Below are 21,391 nucleotides of genomic sequence, written 5' to 3' on the forward strand. Positions count from 1 at the left end.
AGGGAACCCGACCATTTCTGCTCACGAAGTGCTCCGCCCGAGCGGCAGCTCGACCATGTCGCCACCGAGGTAGCGGAGGTCCTCGGCGGGCAGGGCCGCACGGGCGTCGGGGTCCAGCACGCCCGAGGCGTCGTCGACCGGCACGAAGCCGATCCGCTCCCCCGCGGTGAGGTCGGCCGGGGACCCGGTGTTCCGGGACAGCGCCCACACGACGTGGTGCCCCGGGTCCCGGAGCGCGACCGTCGCCAGGACCAACCGCACCAGGTCGTCCGGCGAGCTCCACATCAGGAGCGCACGACCGGACGACGGCTGCTCGCCGAACGCCCCGATGCGTGCCGAGACGATCGACATCCCGAACCGATCGGCGAAGAGACTGCCGAGGAGTTCCATCCCGGCCTTCGTCACGCCGTAGTACGTGTCCGGCCGGGGCAGCCGGTCCCCGGGCACGCTCCCCGGTTCGTCGAGCGGCTCGGGCACTCGGCCGACGGCGTGGATCGAGCTCGCCTGGACGACCCGGAGGACCCCGGCCGCGGCCGCTCGCTCGAGCACGTTCTTCGTCCCGGTGAGGTTCGCCGCGACGAGGTCGTCCCACGCGGCCTCGGTCGGGATGCCCGCCAGGTGGACGACGGTGTCGACGCCGATCAGCGCGTCGTCGAGGGCATCGGCGTCGTGCACCGACCCGGGCACGAAGCGCTCACCACCGGTCGGTGGGTCGTCCGGCGTGCGCTCGTCGAACAGCACGAGGTCGTGACCGGCCGCGAGGAGTCGGGGCCGGAGTGCAGCGCCGATCCGTCCTGCGGCCCCGGTGATGAGCAGCGTCGCCATTGCCCGGACGCTACCCCCGGCGTGTGAGCACCGACCGCAGGTGTCCGATGGCCTCGGCGAGGTACCGGGTGAGGTCCGAGCGCGACCACCGGACGACGACCCAGCCGAGGCGCTCGGCCTCACGGTAGCGACGGAGGTCGCTGGCCCACTGCGCGGCATCTGTGCGGTGGTGGTCGCCCTCGTACTCGATCAGGACGCGGTGCCGCGGGTAGGCCATGTCGACCCGACCGACGAAGGACCCTGCCTCGTCTCGGATCTCGACCTGCAGTTCCGGTTCGGGAAGGCCCGCGCGGACGATCGCGAGCCGCGCCCGCGTCTCCTGGGGCGAGCCGGCACCGACCCGGACCAGCTCGATCGCCGTCCGCAGCTTCCGGACGCCTGCTCGGGCTCCGGCCCGGACGAGTGCGGTCCGGAGGTCGTCGATCGTCGTGCGACACCGTGGCTCGGTCACGATCGCGTCGCCGAGCACGACGAGCTCGTCGGTCGTCAGCATCGCGCCGCAGTCGACCCACAGCGCTGCGGGAGTGCTCGCGGGCATGCCCCACCGCTCGGCGACGTCCGCTCGGTCGGGCGTGATCCGGTGTCCGACCACGCCCGTGCGACGCGGTTGGGCGGTCGGGATCGGACTCGTGACGTGCACCGGCGCCTCGTCGTCGACCGGGACGGGCAGCCCCCAGAGCACGGCGGCGGAGACGTGGCTGACGAACTGTCCGGGCAGCAGGACCGGCCGGAGGGCTCGGATCCGGTGCACGGCGTCGGGTGGGCGGTCGCGGGCCCACCGGATCGAACGGGTGGGCCGGACGAGGTCGCTCCGACGGAGTCGCTGTCGGGAGACTCCTGCGCGGTCCGCGGCGTGGACGTCGAACGCGCGGTTGCGGAGCGCGGGCGGAAGCGGGCGTGGTCGCATGCGGTCACCCTCGCGCCCCGCGCTCCCGCACCACCCCCGAACGGAAGCACTCGTGCAGAACTCGCACCGCGCCTCCCGTGTGGAGGAGTGACCACGCGCAGATCGTGAGCAGAAGATGTCGGGTCGGCACCACGCACCCGACCATTTCTGCTCACGAAGCGGCCGCGCGCCCGGCGCGCCGCACGCGCGCCTCACGCGCGCCACCCCCGCTACCATCGACGGGAGAGCCACGGAGGTCGATGCAGATCATGGGAGCCGGCAAACCCGCGACCATCTACGACGTCGCCGCGCGCGCCGGGGTCTCGAAGTCCCTCGTGTCGCTCGTCCTGCAGCGCTCCCCGCGGGTGAGCCAGCAGCGGCGTGATGCGGTGCTCAAGGCGATCCAGGAGCTCGACTACCGCCCATCCACGGCCGCGGTGTCGCTCGCGGGTACGCGCTCCCGGACGATCGGCGTCGTCCTCGACGACTTCCGGAACCAGTGGTTCGTCGACCTGCTGACCGGCCTGCGCGAGGCACTGCAGGACCAGGGCCACCGGCTCGTCGTCGCGGACCGCTTCCTCAACACCGGGCTCGACGCCTCGCCGGTCGAGGGCTTCCTGTCCATGCGCGTCGAGGGGATCGTCATCGCCGGCGAGCCCGACACCGACCTCGCGATCCCCGCCTCGACCCCGCTCGTCATCGCCGGCGGCCGCGTCGCGATCCCCCGCGCGGACACCGTGGCGAACGACGACCGCGCGGGCGGGGCGATGGCCGCGGAGCACCTGCTCGCCCTCGGCCACACGCGCCTCGGGTTCGTCGGCGCCTCGTCGGCCGCGTCCGACGAACGACGCACGGGGTTCAGCGCCGGTGTCGACGGCCGCGCCGAGGTCACGACGGTCGTGCTCCCGGGCGAGCCCACCGAGGAGGCCGGGTCGCGCGCCCTGGCGCAACTCCTCGACGCGCACCCCGAGGTGACGGCCGTCTTCGCCGCGAACGACGTGATGGCGCTCGGCGCCCTGTCCGAGCTCGCCGAGCGTGGGCTGCGCGTCCCCGAGGACGTGTCGGTCATGGGCTACGACGACACCCCGCTCGCGGCGACGCGGTACGTGGGGCTCACGAGCATCGACGACCGCAGTGTCGAGATCGGGCGCGGCGCCGGCGAGCGGCTCCTCGCGCGGATCGCCGACCCGACGTCGGCGGCCACCGAGGTCCTGGTCGAGCCCCGGTTGGTCGCGCGGCGCACCACGGCGGCGCGCTGACGCCGACGCCCCGGACGACCCGAGCGACCGCCCCTGCGCGCTGACGCCGACGCGCCGGACGACCCGCGCACCACCGCGGCGCGCTGACGCCTACGCGCCGGACAACCCGAGCGACCGCCCCTGCTCCACGGCCTCCCGCCGCGTCGACACCCCGAGCTTCCGGTACACGCTCCGCACCTGGGTCTTCACGGTGTTCACCGACACGTGCAGCTCCGACGCGATCCCCGGCACGCTCAACGGCTCCCCGAGCAGCCCCAGGACGACCGACTCCCGCTCGGACAGCACCACGCCGACGTCCGGCCCCGGGAACACCGACCGCAGCCCGCTCAGCGACGCCCACAGCGCCCGCACCCGCTCGTCCCCCGACGCCTCGACCAGCTGCCGGACGTCGTCCCGCGGCGGCGTGAGCAGCTCCCCACGGAGGCCGTGCCGGTCGAACAGGTCCATCGCCTCGTGGAAGGCCGCGACCGCGCCGAGCACGTCACCGGTCCGTCGGAGCGCCACGGCCCGCAGCAGCACGAGGAGCGCGGTCGTGCGGGCCTGGTAGACCCCGTGCACGGTGACGGCGTTGACGATGGCGAGTGCCCGCTCCGGCTCGGCCCGGGCGAGTGCGAGGCCCATGTGCTCGGCGGCGTTCCAGACCTGCACCGGCCCGAGCGCCCCGAGCGCACGCTCGGCCTGCGACAGCTGTCCGGCGGCGAGTTGGAGCCGCACCCGGGCGAGGGCGAGCATCCGAGCGCCGACGCCCCCGGCGGTGCTGCGCTGCCGGTAGCGCTGCACCCCGGCGTCGTGCGCGGCGAGCTGGTCGGCCGGCGGGACCCGCCCGGCGACGGTGCTGGCACGGGCGCGGAGGGCGAGCACGATCGGCCAGTGCTCGAACGCGCCGAAGAGCGGGTCGACCCTGCGGAGGATCTGCTGCACCTCGTCCGGCTCGCCCTGCTCCAGCGCGACGATCGCCGTCGCGAGGGCGCCCGTGGGCACGTCGAGCGGTCGTCCGCCGTCGAGCAGCCGGCGCGCGACGTCCACCTCGCCGCTGAGGGCGTGCACGAGCGCCGTCAGTCCCTCGGCGGCCGCACGCTGCAGGTCGCCGTCGGCACCCTCGACGGGCTCGATGCGGGCGAGGGTGGCGAGTGCCCCCTCGCCGTCGCGGTCCGCCAGCTCGGTGGCCGCGATCTGCTGGAGGACGAACGGGAGGCGCGGTGCGAGTCGGTCGGCAGACGTCGCGTCGAGCGCGTCGAGCCGGGTCCGGGCCGTGGTCGCCGCCGCCACGGCGCCCACGTCGTCGCCGACGATCCGCCGGGCCTGTGCGTCGATCGCGGCGAGGAACACGGCGTCGGCGGGCGGGGCGGTGGGCAGGACGGCGGCCACCGCGGGGATGACGGCGGCGTTCACCCGGGAGGCTCGTGCGTGGTGCCGGTCGGCGGCCGACTCCGACCGGGCGATCGCGGCGAGCACGACGGGGTGCCGTGCCGCGCGCTTCGGACGGATCGGGTCGAGGAGCCGGGCGATCGCCGGGGCCCCTGGGCCGGTGATCCGTGTCCACGCGGCGGTGAGGACGTCGGAGAGCAGGTCGAGGTCGTCGAGCTGGACGGCCGCGTCGATGGCGGTGACGGTGTCGTCGTGGGTGATCGCCCACGCCGCGGCCCGACGGACGACCTCGCGGTGGCGCTCGGCGTCCGTCGCGGCACCGGCGGCCCGGAGTGCCCGGGCGATGCCGTCGAACCAGGTGAACCCGTCGTCGTCGAGCTGTCCGAGGCCGGCGTCCGCGGCTGCCCGGTGCACCGAGGCGAGGTCGACGTCTGCGTCCCCGCCGAGCTCGGCCAGGAACTCGTCCGGGGCGGACGGCACCACCGCGGCCCGTTCCCCGAAGGTCCGCAGCCACGGGTCCTGCACGGTCTCGCGGACCCACGCACCGGTCGCCGCCGTCGCCGCGTGGTCGAACCGCGCGGCGAGGTCGACGGGTGGCCGGTCCTCGTCGGCGACCGCGGTGGCGGCAGCGGCGAGTACGCCCGCGACACCGCCCACCTCGGCAGCGGTCCGGGCGACGAACGCGGGGGCGATCACGACACCGACCGCACGGCCGAGCAGGGCGGCGGTCTCGGCGGCGTCGAACGCGAGGTCCCCGGGGCCGATCACGGTGGCGTGCGTCTCGTCGGCGACGGCGTCGAGCACGGCCCCCGGCCGTCCGGCGAGGACGACGGGACGCTCCGCGCCGGCGGCGAGCAGGGCCCTGGTGCCGGCCGGCCCGAGCAGGTGGGCGTCGTCGACGAGGAGGGCGCGCCTCCTGGCCCGCTCGTCGTCGGCCACCTGCCGGAGCTGCCCCGCGGCGCCCGCGGCGTGCTCGACCGGCACCGACGTCCGGTCCGCCCAGTCGGCGACGAGCGTCGTCACGCCGGACCGCGGTGGGCCGGCGACGACGACCACCCCGCCGGCGCGGACGGCTCGCTCGATCGTCGACACCAGCCGCGCGCGGTGGAGGAGCGGCGTGGCGCGACGGACACCGCCCACCTGGGCGGTCGCGTGCGGGCGAGGGAGGGGCACCACCGGTGGACGGGCCGTCAGGCCGCGAAGCGCTCCACGCGCAGCACGCAGGAGAGGCCGCTCTCCGAGGTGTCGATCGTGGTGTCCCAGTCCTCCGACGCACCGGCGCCGACGGCGGCGACGTCGACCTCCTTCACGGCGCGGGTGTCCGACTGCCCCTTGAGCAGCGAGACGTAGATGCGGTAGCCCTGGCCCGTCTTCTCGGGGTTCTTCACGGTCCCGGCGACGGCCCACGACGAGCCGGAGCGCTTGCACGAGGTGACCTGCACGTCGGACTTCGCGCCCACGAAGTCACCGGTGCCACCGGCCGGGGTCTCCACGTCGGTGATCGCCGGACGCTCCGTGGCGGCCGTGGTCGAGGACGCCGAGGGCTTCCCGTCGGGGCCGTCACCGCCCGAGCAGCCGGCGAGGCCGACGCCGAGGGCGGCGACCCCGGCGAGTGCCAGGAGCCGGACGGACAGGGAGCGCGAGGGGCGCAGGGTCATCGGTGTTCCTTCCTGGGGCGACGGCGGCTCCCGATGACCGCCGTTGCGATGCCGAGTGCCACGAGGAGTGCGGCCACGGCGATTGCCGGCACGGGGTCGGACCCGGTGAACGCGAGGGCAGGGACCCCCGCGGCCGGGTGGACCGCGATCCGGACGGTGTCGGGCGCTGAGGTGATCGGGCCGGTGCCGGGCAGGGTCCCGGGCGTCGGCGTCCCGATCGCCGTCGCGCTGTTCTCGACGCTACCCGAAGCGCCGTCGGCCTGACCGACCACGTAGGTCGCCGTGGCGGTCACACGCTGCCCGGGGGCGAGGACGCCCGCGGCGCCGGGCCACTGCCCGTAGGCGACGTCGGAGAGCCCGGCGAGCCGGTCGTCGACGTGCACGCCGCGCAGGGTGACGGTGCCGGTGTTCACGAGCGTGAATCCGTACTGCAACTGCTGCCCCACGGCGCCGTCGGTCCCGGCGGCGTACTGCACGGTCTTGTCGATCGTGAGCGAGCCGCGGCCGGCGACGGGTGCGGTGGCCGAGGAGGCCCCGCTCGTGACGTCGGTGCCGTCCGGTCCGGTGCCACCGACGGTCGCGGTGTTCACCACGCCGCCGGCGTCGACGTCCGCCTGGGTGATGCGGTAGCCGGCGGTGCCTGTCGCCTGCTCACCGGGGGCGAGCGTGCCGGCGGTGCCCGGCCAGGTCCAGGTGACGTCGGTGAGCCCGGCGAGGCCGTCGTCGAGCGTGACGCCCGTGATCGGCGCGGAGCCGTCGTTCGTCACGGTGAACGTGTAGTCCACGCGGTCCCCGACGGCGCCGGTCGCCCCGGCCGCGAGCACCCCGCGCTTGTCGAGCGTCAGGTGCGGCGCGTTCGGCAGGGAGACCCCGGCCTCGGAGGTGTCGGTGACGGTGCTGCCACCCGGAGCGGTGCCGACGACCGTCGCCGGCGAGGACAGCGACCCGGCGTCCACGTCCGCCTGGGTGACGACGACGGTCGCGTCCACCTCGACGGTCTCCCCCGGCAGGAGCACGCCCGGTTCGCCCGGCCAGGCGTAGGTCATCGCGGAGACCCCCGCTCCGGCGTCGCGCACGGTGACGCCGCGCAGGGTCGTGTCCCCGCCGTTCGTGACGACGTAGTGGTACCGGACGGTGTCGCCGGCGGCGCCGGTCGTCCCCGGGGCCAGGGTCGCGGTCTTCACGATCGAGATCCCCGCGGCCGCGGTGCCCGTCGGGACCGTCGCGGCGCCGCCGCCGTCCACCACGACGCCGTCCGGTGCCGTGCCGGTCGCCCGTGCGGTGTTCACGACCCCGCCGGCGTCGACGTCCGCCTGGCCGACGGTGCTCGTGCCCGTGACCCGAGCGGTCTCGCCCGGCGCGAGGGTGCCCTCCGCCGCCGGCCACGCCGTGTCGGTGGTCCGGAAGCCGGCGAGGTCGTCGGTGACCGCGACCCCGGTGAGCGTGACGGTGCCGCTGTTCCGGACGTCGATCGTCCAGCGGAGCTCGGTGCCACGGCCCGCGGTGGTCCCGGACGCGGGTGCGCCGGACTTCGCGACGGTCAGGGCCGGGGTCCCGGTGACGGTGGTCGACCCGGCGTCCGAGGCCCGCACGGTCGCCCCGGCCGGGCTCGTGCCGGTCGTGGTCGCCGTGCTCGAGACCGAACCGCGGTCGACGTCCTGCTGGGTCAGCGTGTACGTCGCCGTCGCCGTGGCGGTCTGCCCGGGTCGGAGGACACCGGGCGTCGCAGGCCAGTCGACCGAGATCGCGCCGAGGCCGGGCTGGCCGTCCGCGACGGTGACCCCGCGGAGGGTCGCGGCCCCGGTGTTCGTGATCGTGAACGTGAACGCCACCTGGTCGCCCGCACGCCCCGGGGCACCGTCGGCGAGGCGCTGGGTCTTCACGATGTCGATGCCGGCGTCGGCCGCGGCGAGGGGCACCGTGGCGCTGCCCGCGGCCGAGACCGGGCCACCGGTCGGCGGGTTCGCCGTCGCCGTCGCGGTGTTCACGACGCTGCCGGCGTCGACGTCGTCCTGCGTGACCGTGTACGCCGCGGTCGCGACGACGTCGGCCCCGGGGGCGAGCGTGCCGTCGAACCCGTCCGGGTACGCCAGCGCGCCGAGCCCCGGCAGCGGGTCGCTGGCGGCGACGTCGCGCAGGGTGGTGGTGCCGGTGTTCCGGATCGTCAGGCGGTAGTCGACGGTGTCGCCGACGGACCCGGCCGCACCGTCCGCGAGCGCGCCGTCCTTGCCGACGGTGAGCGCCGGGGCGCCGGGCAGCACGAGCGTCGCGTCCGCGCTGGCCGTGACGTCGGTGCCGGACGGCGGCGTGCCGTTCGTGGTCGCCGCGCTGCCGGTGCTCCCGCGGTCGACGTCCGCCTGGGTCAGCGTGTACGTCGCGGTCGCGGTGACGACCTGCCCCGGTGCGAGCGTGCCCGGGGTCCCGGGCCAGTCGTACGACACGGCGCCCACGCCGTCCTGCGCGTCGGTGACCGTGACGCCGGAGAGCGTCGACGTCCCGCTGTTCGTCACCCGGTAGGTGAACGTCACGACGTCGCCGGCCCGCGGGGCGGTGTCGCCGTCCGGCAGCGTGGCGGTCTTCGTGATCCCGATGCGGGCGTCGGCGGAGCCGGTCTCGACCGTCGCGGTCGCGTCGGCGGTGACGACGGCACCGTCCGGCGCGGTCCCGGAGGCGGTGGCCGGGTTGGTCACCCGTCCCGCGTCGAACTGGGCCTGCGTGATCGTCGAGGTCGCCGTCGCGGTGACGGTCTGCCCCGGTGCGAGCGCGCCCGGGGTGCCGGGCCAGGTGCCGAACGTCACGTCGCCGGTGCCCTGGAGCTGCTGGGCGATCGCAGTCCGGTCGAGGGACACGGTGCCGGAGTTCGTCACGGTGTACGTCCACTGCACGGTGTCGCCCACGGCGCCGGTCGCGCCGGGTGCGAGCGCACCCTGCTCGGCCAGCTCCAGGGCTGGTCGCGCGGTGATCGCGACGGCGGCGGTGTCGGCAGCGTCGACGGTCGCGCCACCGGGTGCGGTGCCGGTCGCGGTGACCCGGGAGGCCTGGGTCCCCTCGTCGACGTCGGCCTGCGTGAGCGCGTAGGTCGCGGAGGCGCGTGCGGACTCCCCGGGTGCGAGCACCCCGGTGGTCCCCGGCCAGGCGATCGTGATCGCGGACGTGCCGGTCTGCGCGTCGGCGAGCGTCACACCGCGGAGCGTCGACGTGCCGGTGTTCGTCACGACGTAGCCGAACTCGACCGTGTCGCCGGCCCTGCCGGTCGCGCCGTCGGCCAGGCTCGCGGTCTTCGTGACGGCGATCTGCTGGGTCGAGGCGCGCAGCGCGACCGTCGCAGCGTCCCGCTGCGGACCGGGGTCGCTCACGCCGGTCGGCACGGTGGCGTCGGCGGTCGCGGTGTTCACGACGCTGCCGGCGTCGACGTCCGACTGCGTGACGGTCGAGCGTGCCGTGGCGGTCACCGACTGCCCGGGCAGGAGCTGCCCGGCGGTGCCGTTCGGCCACGTCCCGACGACGGGCGCGGAGACCCCGGGCAGGGCGTCCGCGACCGAGACGTCGGTGAGCGTGACGGTGCCGGTGTTCGTCACCCGGTACGTCCAGTCGATGCGGTCGCCCAGGTCGCCCCGGTCGCCGTCCGCGAGCACGCCGGTCTTGTCGAACGTCCACGACCCGGTGCGGACGGTGTCGAGACCGCCGTCGGCCGTGGCGGTGACGACCTCGCCGGAGGGGACGGTCGCCGTCGTCGTGGCGGTGCTCGCGATCGAGCCCCGGTCGACGTCCGCCTGGGTGAGCGTGTACGTGGCCGTCGCGGTGACGGACTGCCCGGGCGCGAGCGTGCCGACGGTGCCGGGCCAGGTGCCGTACGTCACGGCGCCGAGGCGCGTCTGGTCGTCGTCGAGCGTGACGCCGGTGAGCGTGCGGTTCCCGGGGTTCGAGACGGTGAACGTGAGCGTGACGGTGTCACCGGCGACCCCGGTGCCCGAGGTGACGCGCTCGTCCTTCACGAGCGCGATCGCGTCGGACGGGTCTGCGGTGCGGATCGTCGCGCCGTCGGTCGCGGTCACCGGTGCGCCGGTCGGCGGGTTGCCGACGACGGTCGCCTGGTTGACGACGCTGCCGGCGTCGACGTCGGCCTGGGTGACCGTGTACGTCGCCGTCGCGGTGACGACCGCGCCCGGCGCGAGGGTCCCCGCCGTGCCCGGCCAGTCGGCGTCGATCGCGGAGAGCCCGGCGAGCCGGTCGGACGCCGTGATCCCGGTGAGGGTGACGCTGCCGGTGTTCTCCGCGCGGAACGCGTAGCGCACGGTGTCGCCGACGCGACCGGTCCCCCCGTCGGCGTACGCGGCGGTCTTCGACAGCGTGATCGACGGCGACGGGGCGATGGTCACCGAGCGGGTGTCGGCGTCGCTGACGCCGGTGCCGCCGGGGGCGTTGCCCGTGGCCGTGACGGTGCTCGTCAGGGTGCCGCGGTCGACCTCGGCCTGGGTGAGCACGTGGGACGCCGTCGCGGTGACGGTCTCCCCCGGTGCGAGGCGCCCGGCGGTGCCCGGCCACGTGTCGTACACGACGGTGGACGCGTCGGTCTGGTCGTCGCGGGCGGTGACGCCGGTCAGGGTGACGTTGCCGGTGTTCGTGATCGCGTAGGTGTACTCGACGCGGTCGCCGGCGACACCGGCCGCCCCGCTCGCGAGCGCCGCGGTCTTCACCACGCCGATGCGCGGGCCGGACGCGGCGGTCTCGACGGTGGTGCCGTCGGTCCCGGTCACGTCGGAGCCGTCGGGTGCACGCCCCACGACGGTCGCGGTGTTGGTGACGGCGCCGGCGTCGACGTCGGACTGCGTGATCGTGTACGTCGCCGAGGCGGTGACGGTCTGGCCCGGGGCGAGGACGCCGACCGCTCCCGGCCACTCGTCGACGGTCGGGTCGCTGAGACCGGGCATGCGGTCGATGAGGTCGAGCAGCGTGACCGTCACGTTGCCGGTGTTCGTGGCCGTGAAGGTGTAGCGGATGCCCTCGCCCGCGGACCCGGTCGCACCGGGCGCGAGCCGACCCTGCTTGAGCAGGGTGAGCCCTGGAGCCTGGGCGAGGTCGACGCCGGCGGTGTCGGTGGCTCGCACCGTGCCTCCCGTCGGTGCCGTGCCGGTGGCGGTGGCGGCACTCGCGACGCGACCCGCGTCGAGGTCCGCCTGCGTGAGCGCGTACGTCGCGGTCGCGGTGACGGACCGGCCCGGAGCGAGCGTGCCCGCGGTGCCCGGCCACGTGCCGTACGTGACCGCGCTCGTGCCGGTCTGGGCGTCCGCGACCACGACGCCCCGGAGCGTCTGGTTCCCCGTGTTCGTGATCGTGTAGCCGAGCCGGACCGTGTCACCGACGGCCGGGGTGCCGGTCGTGGTGCGCTGCTCGGTCTTCGTCAGCGCGATCGCGGGCGCTCCGTCGTCCGTGCGGATCGTCGCGCTGTCGGATGCCGCGACGTCCGCGCCGCGCGCCGGCGTCGCCGTGACGGTCGCCTGGTTGACGACGGTGCCCGCGTCGACGTCGGCCTGCGTCACCGTGTAGCCGGCCGTCGCGGTGGTCGACTGTCCCGGTGCGAGCGAGCCGTCGCCGTTCGGGCCGGCCCCCACCGTGATCGTGCCGAGTCCGGTGAGGCGGTCCGTCACGCGGGCCGAGCCGAGCGTGACCTGGCCGGTGTTCGTGACGGTGAAGGTGTAGCGGACGGTGTCGCCGACACGGCCGGTGCCACCGTCGACGTACGCGGCGCGCTTCGTGACGCCGACGCCCGCGGCCGCGGTGAGCGCGACGGAACCCTGCGCCGCGTCGCCGACCCGGGTGCCGGTCGGGCCCGTGCCCGTCGTGGTCGCGGTGCTCGCGACGCTGCCGCGGTCCACGTCCGCCTGGGTCAGCGTGTACGACGCCGTCGCCGTGACGGACCCGCCGGGCGCGAGGGTGCCGACGGCGGTCGGCCAGGTGCCGAACACGATGTCGGACAGCCCCGCCTGGGCGTCCTCGAGCGCGACGGCGGACAGCGTCGCCGTGCCGGTGTTCGTGATGGTGTACCCGAACCGCACGGTGTCGCCCGCGGTGCCGGTCGCACCGCCGGCGAGCTGCTCGGTCTTGTCGAGCCGGATGCCGGGCACGGCCGTGGCGAGCGCGACGGTCGCGGCGTCGGACGCCGTGACGGTGTCGCCCGCGGGGGTGCGGCCGGTGACGGTGGCGTCGTTCAGGACGCTGCCGGCGTCCACGTCGGCCTGGGTGACGCGGTACGTCGCGGTACCGGTGACGACCTGCCCGGGGGCCAGCCGTCCGGCGGCGGTCGGCCAGTCGGCGACCTCGACGTCGGACACCCCGGCGAGGACGTCGGCGACCTCGACCCCGCTGACGGTGACGGTGCCGGTGTTGGCGACGCGGAACGTGTAGCGGACGGTGTCGCCGACCGCACCCGTCGAGCCGCCGAGGCTGCCGGTCTTGTCGATCGACAGGGCGCCGCGCGGTGCCACGGTCACGCCGCCGTCGTCGGACGCGGCCACGTCGGCGCCGCGGGGCGGCGTGCCCGTGGTCGTCGCGGTGCTCGCGATGCTGCCGCGGTCGACGTCCTGCTGCGTGAGCGTGTACGTGGCGTGGGCGACGACGGACTGCCCGGGCGCGAGGCGTCCGGCGGTGCCACCGGGCCAGGCGTCGAACCGGACGGCGGACAGACCCTGCTGCGAATCGGTGACCCCCACGCCGCTGAGCGTGACGTCGCCGGTGTTCGTGACCGTGAACGTGAGGTCGACGGTGTCGCCGGCGGCGCCCGCTCCCCGGTTCGTCTCGGTCTTCTGGATCCCGATGCCCGGCGCTCCGGTCGTCGTGACGACGGTGCGCGTCCCCGATCCGGACACGGTCGTGCCGGCGGGAGTGGTGCCCGTGGTGGTCGCGGTGTTCGCGATCGACCCGGCGTCCACGTCGTCCTGCGTGACCGTGCGGTCCGCCGTGACGACGACCGCCTGGCCGGGCGCGAGGGTCCCTGCGGTGGCGTTCGGCCACGTCGTGGTGGGGGTGCCGAGCCCGTCGAGCGGGTCGTCGACCGTCACGGCGGTGAGGGTGGTCTGCCCGGCGTTCGTCGCCGTGACCGTGTACCGGACGACGTCGCCGACCCGAACGGCACCGACGTCGCCGGCGCCGACGACCGCGGCCGTCTTGCGCGTCGACACGGCCGAGGTCGGGTCGAGCACGACGCTGCCGTCGTCGGTCGCCGAGACCGCGGCACCGCTGCGCCGGTCGGTCGCGGTGGTGGTGGCACCGCTGGACAGTGCGACGTGGCCGTCGGTGTCCGCCGCGGCACGGTCGACGTCCGCCTGGGTGAGCCGGTGGCTCGCGGTCGCGGTCACCGACTGGCCCGGGGCGAGCGTGCCGGTCGTCCCGGAGGGCCAGGCGCCGAACACGATGCCGGACAGCCCCTGCTGCTCGTCGGTCAGCCCGACGCCCGTCAGCGTCGTCGTACCGGTGTTCGTGATCGTGTACCCGAAGCGCACGGTGTCACCGGCGACGCCCGCGGACCCGTCGGCGACGGCCTCGGTCTTGTCGAGGGTGATCGTCGGGGCGCTCGCGTCGACCGCGGTGGTGCTCGTGGCGGTCTTCGTGATCGCGGCGCCCGCGGGCGGGCTGGCGACGGCGTTCGCGGTGTTCACGACGCTGCCGGCGTCCACGTCGGCCTGGCTGATCGTGTACGCCGCGGTGGCCGTGGCGACCTCGCCCGGTCCGACCACCCCGGGGCGGGACGGGTCCGGCCACGTGTACGACAGCACCCCGACGCCCTGCAGCTGGTCGGTCATCTGCAGCAGGTCGAGCGTGGTGTTGCCGGTGTTCCGCGCGGTGAGCGTGAAGCGGAGGTCGTCGCCGAGAGCCGCACTGCTGCCCGCGGGCACGCCGGACTTCGTGAAGTCGAACGTGTTCACCTGCGTGACGGGCACCGTCCGGTAGCTCGTCGCGGTGACGGCCGCGCCGCCGTTGGAGGGGGTGCCGCGGGTCGTCGCCGGGCTCGTGACGTACCCGGCGTCGATGTCCGCCTGTGTCAGCGTGTGCACGGCGGTGGCGGTGACGGTCTGGCCGGGGGTGAGCGTGCCGGTGGTCCCGGACGGCCACGTGCCGTACGTCACGGCGCCGTCGCCGGGGTCGGCACCGGCGTCGGTGATGCCCACGCCGGTCAGCGTGAAGTCGCCGGTGTTCGTCACGGTGTACGCCAGGTCGACCGGGTCGCCCGGGCGGGGCGCACCACCAGAGCCCGCGACGGACGCGTCCTTGACGATGCCGATCGCGGCGGTGTTGTCGGCGTCGGTGGCGATCGTCACGGTCGCGTCGCGGCTCGTGGTGGCTCCGGCGGGCGTGGTGCCGGTGACGGTCGCCGTGTTCGTGATCGCGCCGGCGTCGACGTCGGCCTGCGTCACCGTGTACCGCGCGGTGGCCCGGAGCCGCTCGCCGGGTGCGAGGGACCCGGCCGTGCCGCCGGACCACTCGAGGTCGCGGAGCCGGCCGGCGGCCGCCGCGTCGGTGACCGGGGTCGAGGCGCCGAGCCCGATGAGCTGGTCGCGCAGGGCGAGACCGCTCAGGGTGACGGAACCGGTGTTCGTCGCGAGGAACGAGAAGACGACGGTGTCGCCGACCCGGCCGCTCTGCACGGCGCCGTCGGCGGACTGGCCGTAGCGGGCGGTCTTCGTCAGCGTCATGGCCGGGGTCGGCGTGATCGTGACGCCGTCGGTCGCGGTCGCGGTGACGCGGGTGCCGGCCGGGGTGGTGCCGAACGCGGTCGCCGCCGAACGGATGCCGCCGGCGTCGACGTCGGACTGGCTGAGCGTGTAGGTCGCCGTGGCGGTCGCCGAGCGGCCGGGGGCGAGCGTGATGGTGGTGTCGCCGTCGGCGAAGACGACGCTCGAGATGCCGCGCTGGGCGTCCTGCACGCCGACGACGGTGAGCGTCACGTTGCCGGTGTTCGTGACGACGTAGCGCATGTCGACCTGGTCGCCCGCGGTCGCTGCGCGGGTCGTCGAGCCGTCGGCGTCGAAGGTCTCGGCCTTCGTGACGGCGAGCCCCGGTGCCGCGCTCGAGGTGGGGACGGTCGCGGCGGCCGTGGCGGACACGGTGGCCGGGTCGGTGCCGGTCGGTGCGGTGCCGGTGACCGAGGAGGTGTCGACCAGGGCGCCGGCGTCGACGTCGGCCTGGGTGACGGTGGAGGTGGTGGTCGCGGTGACGGTCTGGCCGGGTGCGAGGGTGTTCGGCGCGTTCGGCCAGGCGTACGTCACCGTCCCGCCGAGGGCGTGCACGACCTCGGGCACGGTGAGCGTGACGGAGCCGGTGTTCGTCGCCTGGTACGTCCACGTGACGACGGAGCCGACGCCGCCGGACCCGCTCGTGACGGACCCCGTCTCGGTCAGGGACACCGCCGGGGTGCGCTTCGTGCCCACCGAGCCGGTGTCGGTCGCGCGGACGGTGGTGCCACCGGGCGACACAGCCGTGGTGGCGGCGTCGCTCGAGACGGTGCCCCGGTCCACGTCCGCCTGGGTGAGCGTGTAGGTCGCGGTGACCGTGACGGACTGCCCGACGCCGAGGGTCCCCGCGGTGCCGGACGGCCACGTGCCGTAGGTGAACGCGGAGTGGCCGGACTGCTCGTCGGTCAGGGTCACGTTCGTCAGGGTCTGGTTGCCGCTGTTCGTGATCGTGTACCCGAGCCGGACGGTGTCACCCGCGACGCCGGTGGCACTCGTGGCGAGGCGCTCGGTCTTCGCGAGCGAGATCGCCGGTGCACCCGAGGCCGGGGTGACCGTGGCCGCGCCGGTGGCCCGGACGGTGCCGCCGGTCGGGGTGGTCGCCGCCGAGGTCGCGGTGTTGACGATGCTGCCGGCGTCGATGTCGGACTGGGTGACGGCGTAGGTCGCGGTCCCGCGCACGGTCTGCCCGGGTGCGAGGGTGCCCGTGGTGCCGGACGGCCACGTGCCGAACGTGATCCCGGACAGCCCGGCCAGCTGGTCGCGCACCCCGACGCCCGTGAGCGTGGTGGTGCCGGTGTTCGCGACGTCGAAGCGGTACGTGACCGTGTCGCCCGCGGCGCCGGTCCCCCCGACGACGGCGCTCTTCGACACCGCGATGCCCGGCGCCGGCGTGATCGTCTGCGCGGCGGTCGCGGGCGTGGACACACCCGTCCCCTGCGGCGTGGTGCCGGACACGGTCGCACGGTTCGCCACGGTGCCCGCGTCGACGTCGCCCTGGGTCACCGTGTACGACGCGGTGGCCGTCACGGACTGCCCCGGTGCGAGTCGTCCGGCGGCACCGGGCCAGGTGTACGTCAGCGTCCCGAGCCCCGCGTGCGGGTCGGTGATCGCGACGCCGGTCAGGGTCTGGTTGCCGGAGTTCGTGGCGCGGAACGTGTAGTCCAGGGTGTCGCCCGCGCGGCCGGTGTACCCGGTGCCCGTGGCGACCGACTTGGTGAACCCGAGCGCGGGCGACCCGGTGAGCGGGATGGTGCCGGAGCCCTGCGCGGTGGCGGTCGAGGTGCCCGACGGGCCGGAACCGGTCGCCGTCGCGGTGTTCGTCACCGAGCCGGCGTCGAGGTCGGTCTGGGACACCGTGCCGGTCGCCGTCGCGGTCGCGGTCTGCCCCGGGGCGAGCGTGCCGGCGGTCCCGGGCCACGAGTACGTCAGCCCGGACAGCCCGGCGAGCGAGTCCGTCGCCCCGACCGAGGTCAGGGTGGTGGTCCCGGTGTTCGTGATGCGCAGGGTCCAGGTGGTGCGGTCACCCGCGGTGCCGGTCGACCCGGCGTCGAGCGCGCCGGACTTCGCGACGCTGATCGCGACGGTCCGGTCGACGGACACCGACGCGGCGGTCGCCTGCGAGACCAGGGTGTTGCCGGGGGTGGTGCCCGCGACGGTCGCGGTGTTCCGGACGGTCCCGGCGTCGACCTGCGCCTGGGTCAGCGTCGAGGTCGCGGTGGCCGTGACGGTCTGCCCCGGCGCGAGGCGTCCGGTGGTCCCCGGCCACGAGTACGTGATCGCCGACAGCCCCGCGAGCTGGTCGGTGATCGCGACGCCCGTGAGCGTGACGTTGCCGGTGTTCCGGGCGCTGAACGTCCAGTTCACGGTGCCACCGGCGGTCGGCGAACCGGACCCCGCGACGGCACCCGTCTTCGTGAACGACAGGGCGCCGGACGACGGGACGGGCAGCGTGTTCGGGCTGCTCGCCGTGACGGACCCCTGCGCGGGCGTGGTCGCGGTCGCGCGGGCCGTGTTCACCACGCTGCCCGCGTCGACGTCGGCCTGGGTGAGCGTGTACGTCGCGGTGGCCGTGACGGTCTGGCCCGGAGCGAGGGTGCCCGCGGTCCCCGAGGGCCAGGTGCCGTACACCGGCGTGGAGACACCGGCGAGGGCGTCGCCGATGCGCACGGCGGTGAGCGTCTGGTTGCCGGTGTTCCGCGCGGTGAACGTGTAGTCCACGGTGTCACCGGCGCGACCGGTCGCGCCGGACGCCAGCGCGCCGGTCTTCGACACCGCGATCCCCGGCGTCGCGGGCACGGTCGTCCTCGCGGTGGCGGCGTTCGTCGCGGTGGTGCCGTTCGGGGCGGTGCCGGTCGCCGTCGCGGTGTTCTGCACGAACCCGGCGTCGACGTCCTTCTGGGTCAGCCTGTAGGTCGCCGTCCCCGTGGCGCTCTGCCCGGGGGTGAGTCGCCCGGCGGTGCCCGGCCACGAGTACGCGATCGTCGACAGCCCGGTGAGCGGGTCGGCGACGGTCACCCCGGTGAGGGTGGTGTTGCCGGAGTTCCGGACCGTGAACGTGTAGTCCACGGTGTCGCCGACGGCGCCGGTCGCCCCGGACGCCAGCGCGCCGGTCTTGGCGATCGCGATGCCCGGTGCGCGCGACACCGCGACGGTGGCGGAGGTCGTCGACGACGCGGGCTGGCCGGAGCCGTCGGCCCGGGTGTTGCCCGCACCGGTCGCGGTGTTCACCACGCTGCCGGCGTCGACGTCGGCCTGGGTGAGCGTGGACGTGGCCGTCGCGGTGACGGTCTGGTTCGGGTCGAGCTGTCCGGTGGTGCCGGGCCAGCTGTAGGTCAGCGCGGAGATGCCGCTCAGCCCGTCGGCGATCGCGACGCCGTACAGCGTGGTGTTGCCGGTGTTCGTGGAGCTGAACTGCCAGTTCACGGTGTCGCCGACCTTGCCGGAGGCGCCGGTCGCCAGCGCGCCGGTCTTCGTCACGGCGATCTTCTGCGCGGCCGCGATGTTGACGGTCTTCGAGGTCTGGCCGCTCGTCACGGCGGTGCCGGACGGGTTGCTGCCGTTCGCGGTCGCGGTGTTCGTGATCGAGCCGGCGTTCACCTGCGCCTGCGTGAGCGTCGAGGTGGCCGTCGCGGTGACGGACTGGCCCGGCGCGAGCTTGCCGGTCGTGCCGGAGGTCCAGGTGCCGTACGTGATCGCCGAGATCCCGGCGAGCGGGTCGGCGATGGTGACGCCGGTGAGGGTGCGGTTGCCCGCGTTCGTCACGGTGAAGGTCCAGGACACGGTGTCACCGGCCCGCCCGGTCGCGCCGGACGCCAGGGTCCCGTCCTTGACGATGGTCAGACTGGAGGCATCGGTCACCGCCACGGTCGCCGTCGCGTCCGGCGCGGTGACGGTGCCGCCGGTGGCGCCCTTCGCCGCGGCTCCGGCGGTGTTCACGACGCTGCCCGCGTCGACGTCGGTCTGGGTGAGCGCGGAGGTCGCGGTGGCGGTCACCGTCTGCCCCGGCGCGAGCGTGCCGCTCGTGCCGGACGGCCAGGTGCCGTAGGTGAGCGCGGAGACGCCGGCGAGCCGGTCGGTGATCGACGCGGCGGTGACGGTCTGGTTGCCGGTGTTGCGCAGGGTGAACGACCAGTTCACGGTGTCGCCGGCCTTGCCCGTGGACCCGGCGGCGACGGCGCCGCTCTTGGTCAGGACGAGCGCGTTCGCGGCGGGGATCGCGACGGTGGCGGTGGCGGTGGGCGCCGTGACGGTGCTGCCGGTGGCGCTCCGACCGGCGGCGGTCGCGGTGTTCGTCAGCGTGCCGGCGTCGACCTGCGCCTGGGTGAGCGTCGAGGTGGCGGTCGCGGTGACGGTCTGCCCGGGGGTGAGTCGGCCGGTGGTGCCGGACGGCCAGGTGCCGTAGGCGATGGCGGAGACGCCGGCGAGCTGGTCGGTGATCGCGGCTCCGGTGATGGTCTGCGCGCCGGAGTTCGTCAGGCGGAAGGTCCAGTTCACGGTGTCGCCGACGCGACCGGTGCTCCCGGACGCGAGGGCGCCGGCCTTCGTCAGCGTCAGGGCGTTCGCGGCCGTCAGCGGCTGGGTGCGCGACGCGGTCGCGCTGGGCTTCGGGCCGCCGTCCGGGTCGGTGCCGGTGACGGTGGCGGTGTTCGCGACCGAGCCGGCGTCGACGTCGGTCTGCGTCAGCGTGTAGGTGGCGGTCGCGGTGACGGCCTGGCCGGGCTGGAGCGTCCCGCTGGTGCCGGACGGCCAGGTGCCGTAGGCGAGCGCGGAGAGACCCGACAGCGGGTCGGTGATCGCGACGCCGGTGAGCGGCGAGGTGCCGGTGTTCGTGGCGGTGAACGAGTAGTTCACGGTGTCGCCCGCCTTGCCGGTGGCGCCGGAGGCGAGGGCGGAGGTCTTCGTGAGCGCGAGCGACGACAGGTACGTGTTCGTCGCGTTCGTGTCGGTGACGGTGATCGTCGGGTCGCTGGTGACCTGACCGGTCGCGGTCACCGAGCTCGTGGTGGACGCGGCGGTGGGTGGCGGACCCGTGCACCGGACCGTGGCGGTCGCTCCGGAGGCGAGCGGCCCCGCGATCGTCGTCGACGGCGTGCAGGACTCGGTGTCCGGGAAGGTCAGCTGGATGTTCGACAGCGACACCGAGCCGTTGTTCGTCACCGTGATCGTGAACGAGGTGTTCTCGGTCGCGGTGCGGTACTGGTCGTTCGTGCTGCCGTCCAGGGTCTTCACCACGCTGAGCGCCGCGGTCGGGACGGACAGCACGGCGTTCTGCAGCAGGTAGGAGTCGCCGCTCGTGCCGACGGTGAGCGTCATCGACGTGTCGCCCTTGTCGACCCCGCTGAGCGTCTGGGTGTGCACGTCGACGCTCTGGTTCGTGAAGGTCGACGTGTCGCCGGTCTGCGTGTACCGCACCGACCCGTCCGCCTGGCCGACACCGATGTTGCCGGAGGCGTTCTTCGTGTTGAGCACCTCGGTCGGACTGCCGCCCTGCGGGGTGTACCGCATGTAGTCGCCCGTGATGCCGCGGTCGCCCTCGTACAGCGTGTAGCCGAACTTCACACCGGGCTGCAGCGCCGAGAACCCGGTGAAGTTGACGGTGAGCGGGCTGTCCGACGCTGCCTCGCGCACGTGGCCCTGGTAGTAGATGACGCGGTGCGGGGCGCTCGCGGCGTTGCCCGGCACGTACTTGCCGTAGTCGTAGACGACCGTGAGCGACCAGCCCGCGTAGCAGCCGGCGCCGACCGCTGCCCAGATGTTGCCGGCGCTGATGGTGAGGGCCGACCCGGTGGTGGCGTTCGCGAACGCACTCGTGACGTCGGCGGAGGCCGAGTAGTACAGCGCGCTCGCCTGCGACGCCGGGTCCTCGAGCAGGGCCTGCGGCGCGACGGTCTGGATCGCGCCGGAGCCGACCTTGAACTGCACGCCCTGGGTCCGGTAGCCCGCGGCGGCGTCCGGTCGGGTGGCGTACCACTGCGAGCCGTTCGCCGAGTTGCCCGAGCAGGTCACGTTGCCCGCGCCGGTGAAGACACCCGTGTTGGCGCTCCAGTCCAGGTACGCCTTCGCGACGGTGGCGCCGGCCGGGATCGTCAGCGCGCCGGTCGACGAGTTCGTGGTGAAGCCGGAGACGGTGTTCGAGTTCACCATCTTGAAGTAGTCGTTGTACGACGTGGAGACGCCCGTGCCGGGGTTGTTGGCGTGCAGGTCCGTGCAGCTGCCGCTGGTGTTCGTCGCGGTGAGCGCGGAGCCGGTGCAGGCGAGCACGCCGTTGCCCGTCATCGTGAAGTCGCCGTTGACCGTCGCCTGGTAGTTCGGCGACTGGTCCGAGCCGGTGCCCCACTGCACGACGGCGGCCTGGGCGACGCCCTCGGTGCCGAGTGCGACGCCCGCGGTGGGGATGAGCACGGCGAGCGCCATCGCGATCCCACGGAACCAGCGGGGACGGGCGATGGTCTCCGCGCGGTGGCGGGGACGGGGTGCGAGCAGCAAGCAGTGACCTTCCGGGCACGACGAACAGACCCTTGGGAGTGGTCGGGTCCACGCTGCCTGGTGGGATCAGGGATGTGACGACCGCCTCACAGGTCGTCCTGTCGATCTTCTGTCGCTTCTCTGACACCCGTCGCGCAAACGGGGGTTTTTCACCCTGCGATTCACCCCGTTCGGGGGACA

6 protein-coding genes are annotated in these 21,391 nt (G+C 74.7%); 1 reads left to right on the top strand and 5 read right to left on the bottom strand.

Annotated elements, in window-relative coordinates:
* Nucleotides 1-21: 21 nt before the first annotated feature.
* Together BM028_RS03765 and BM028_RS18430 are read right to left on the bottom strand one after the other, a co-directional pair.
* Nucleotides 22-825 carry an NAD-dependent epimerase/dehydratase family protein gene (locus tag BM028_RS03765; protein ID WP_175495977.1) on the bottom strand — a complete coding sequence of 268 codons (804 nt, stop codon included), beginning with the start codon at nucleotides 823-825 and terminating at the stop codon, nucleotides 22-24.
* A 10-nt stretch (nucleotides 826-835) separates the two neighbouring features.
* Complete coding sequence (locus tag BM028_RS18430; protein ID WP_175495978.1) at nucleotides 836-1,732, bottom strand: hypothetical protein; 897 nt, start codon at nucleotides 1,730-1,732, stop codon at nucleotides 836-838.
* A gap of 239 nt (nucleotides 1,733-1,971) precedes the next feature.
* Here BM028_RS18430 and BM028_RS03770 point away from each other — a divergent pair, with 239 nt between their 5' ends.
* Nucleotides 1,972-2,970 (top strand): LacI family DNA-binding transcriptional regulator, encoded by a 999-nt coding sequence (locus BM028_RS03770; RefSeq protein ID WP_254789380.1) that lies wholly within the window; start codon nucleotides 1,972-1,974, stop codon nucleotides 2,968-2,970.
* Between the two features lie 90 nt (nucleotides 2,971-3,060).
* Here BM028_RS03770 and BM028_RS03775 read toward each other — a convergent pair whose 3' ends face one another.
* From BM028_RS03775 to BM028_RS03785, 3 genes are read right to left on the bottom strand one after another with little or no spacing between them, the layout of a single operon-like run.
* Nucleotides 3,061-5,514, bottom strand: coding sequence for a LuxR C-terminal-related transcriptional regulator (locus BM028_RS03775; protein WP_092384616.1), 2,454 nt, complete (start codon nucleotides 5,512-5,514; stop codon nucleotides 3,061-3,063).
* 14 nt (nucleotides 5,515-5,528) lie between these two features.
* Nucleotides 5,529-5,996 (bottom strand): hypothetical protein, encoded by a 468-nt coding sequence (locus BM028_RS03780; protein ID WP_092384618.1) that lies wholly within the window; start codon nucleotides 5,994-5,996, stop codon nucleotides 5,529-5,531.
* Nucleotides 5,993-21,211 carry a DUF7507 domain-containing protein gene (locus BM028_RS03785; protein ID WP_092384620.1) on the bottom strand — a complete coding sequence of 5,073 codons (15,219 nt, stop codon included), beginning with the start codon at nucleotides 21,209-21,211 and terminating at the stop codon, nucleotides 5,993-5,995. Before BM028_RS03785 ends, BM028_RS03780 begins: the two co-directional genes overlap by 4 nt.
* Between the last annotated feature and the right edge of the window lie 180 nt (nucleotides 21,212-21,391).

This window comes from Curtobacterium sp. YR515 (assembly GCF_900113095.1).
Lineage (GTDB): Bacteria > Actinomycetota > Actinomycetes > Actinomycetales > Microbacteriaceae > Curtobacterium.

Coding starts and splice junctions, on each gene's coding strand:
- BM028_RS18430 (WP_175495978.1), bottom strand. CDS start 1,732: ATGCGACCACGCCCGCTTCCGCCCGCGCTCCGCAACCGCGCGTTCGAC.
- BM028_RS03765 (WP_175495977.1), bottom strand. CDS start 825: ATGGCGACGCTGCTCATCACCGGGGCCGCAGGACGGATCGGCGCTGCA.
- BM028_RS03780 (WP_092384618.1), bottom strand. CDS start 5,996: ATGACCCTGCGCCCCTCGCGCTCCCTGTCCGTCCGGCTCCTGGCACTC.
- BM028_RS03770 (WP_254789380.1), top strand. CDS start 1,972: ATGCAGATCATGGGAGCCGGCAAACCCGCGACCATCTACGACGTCGCC.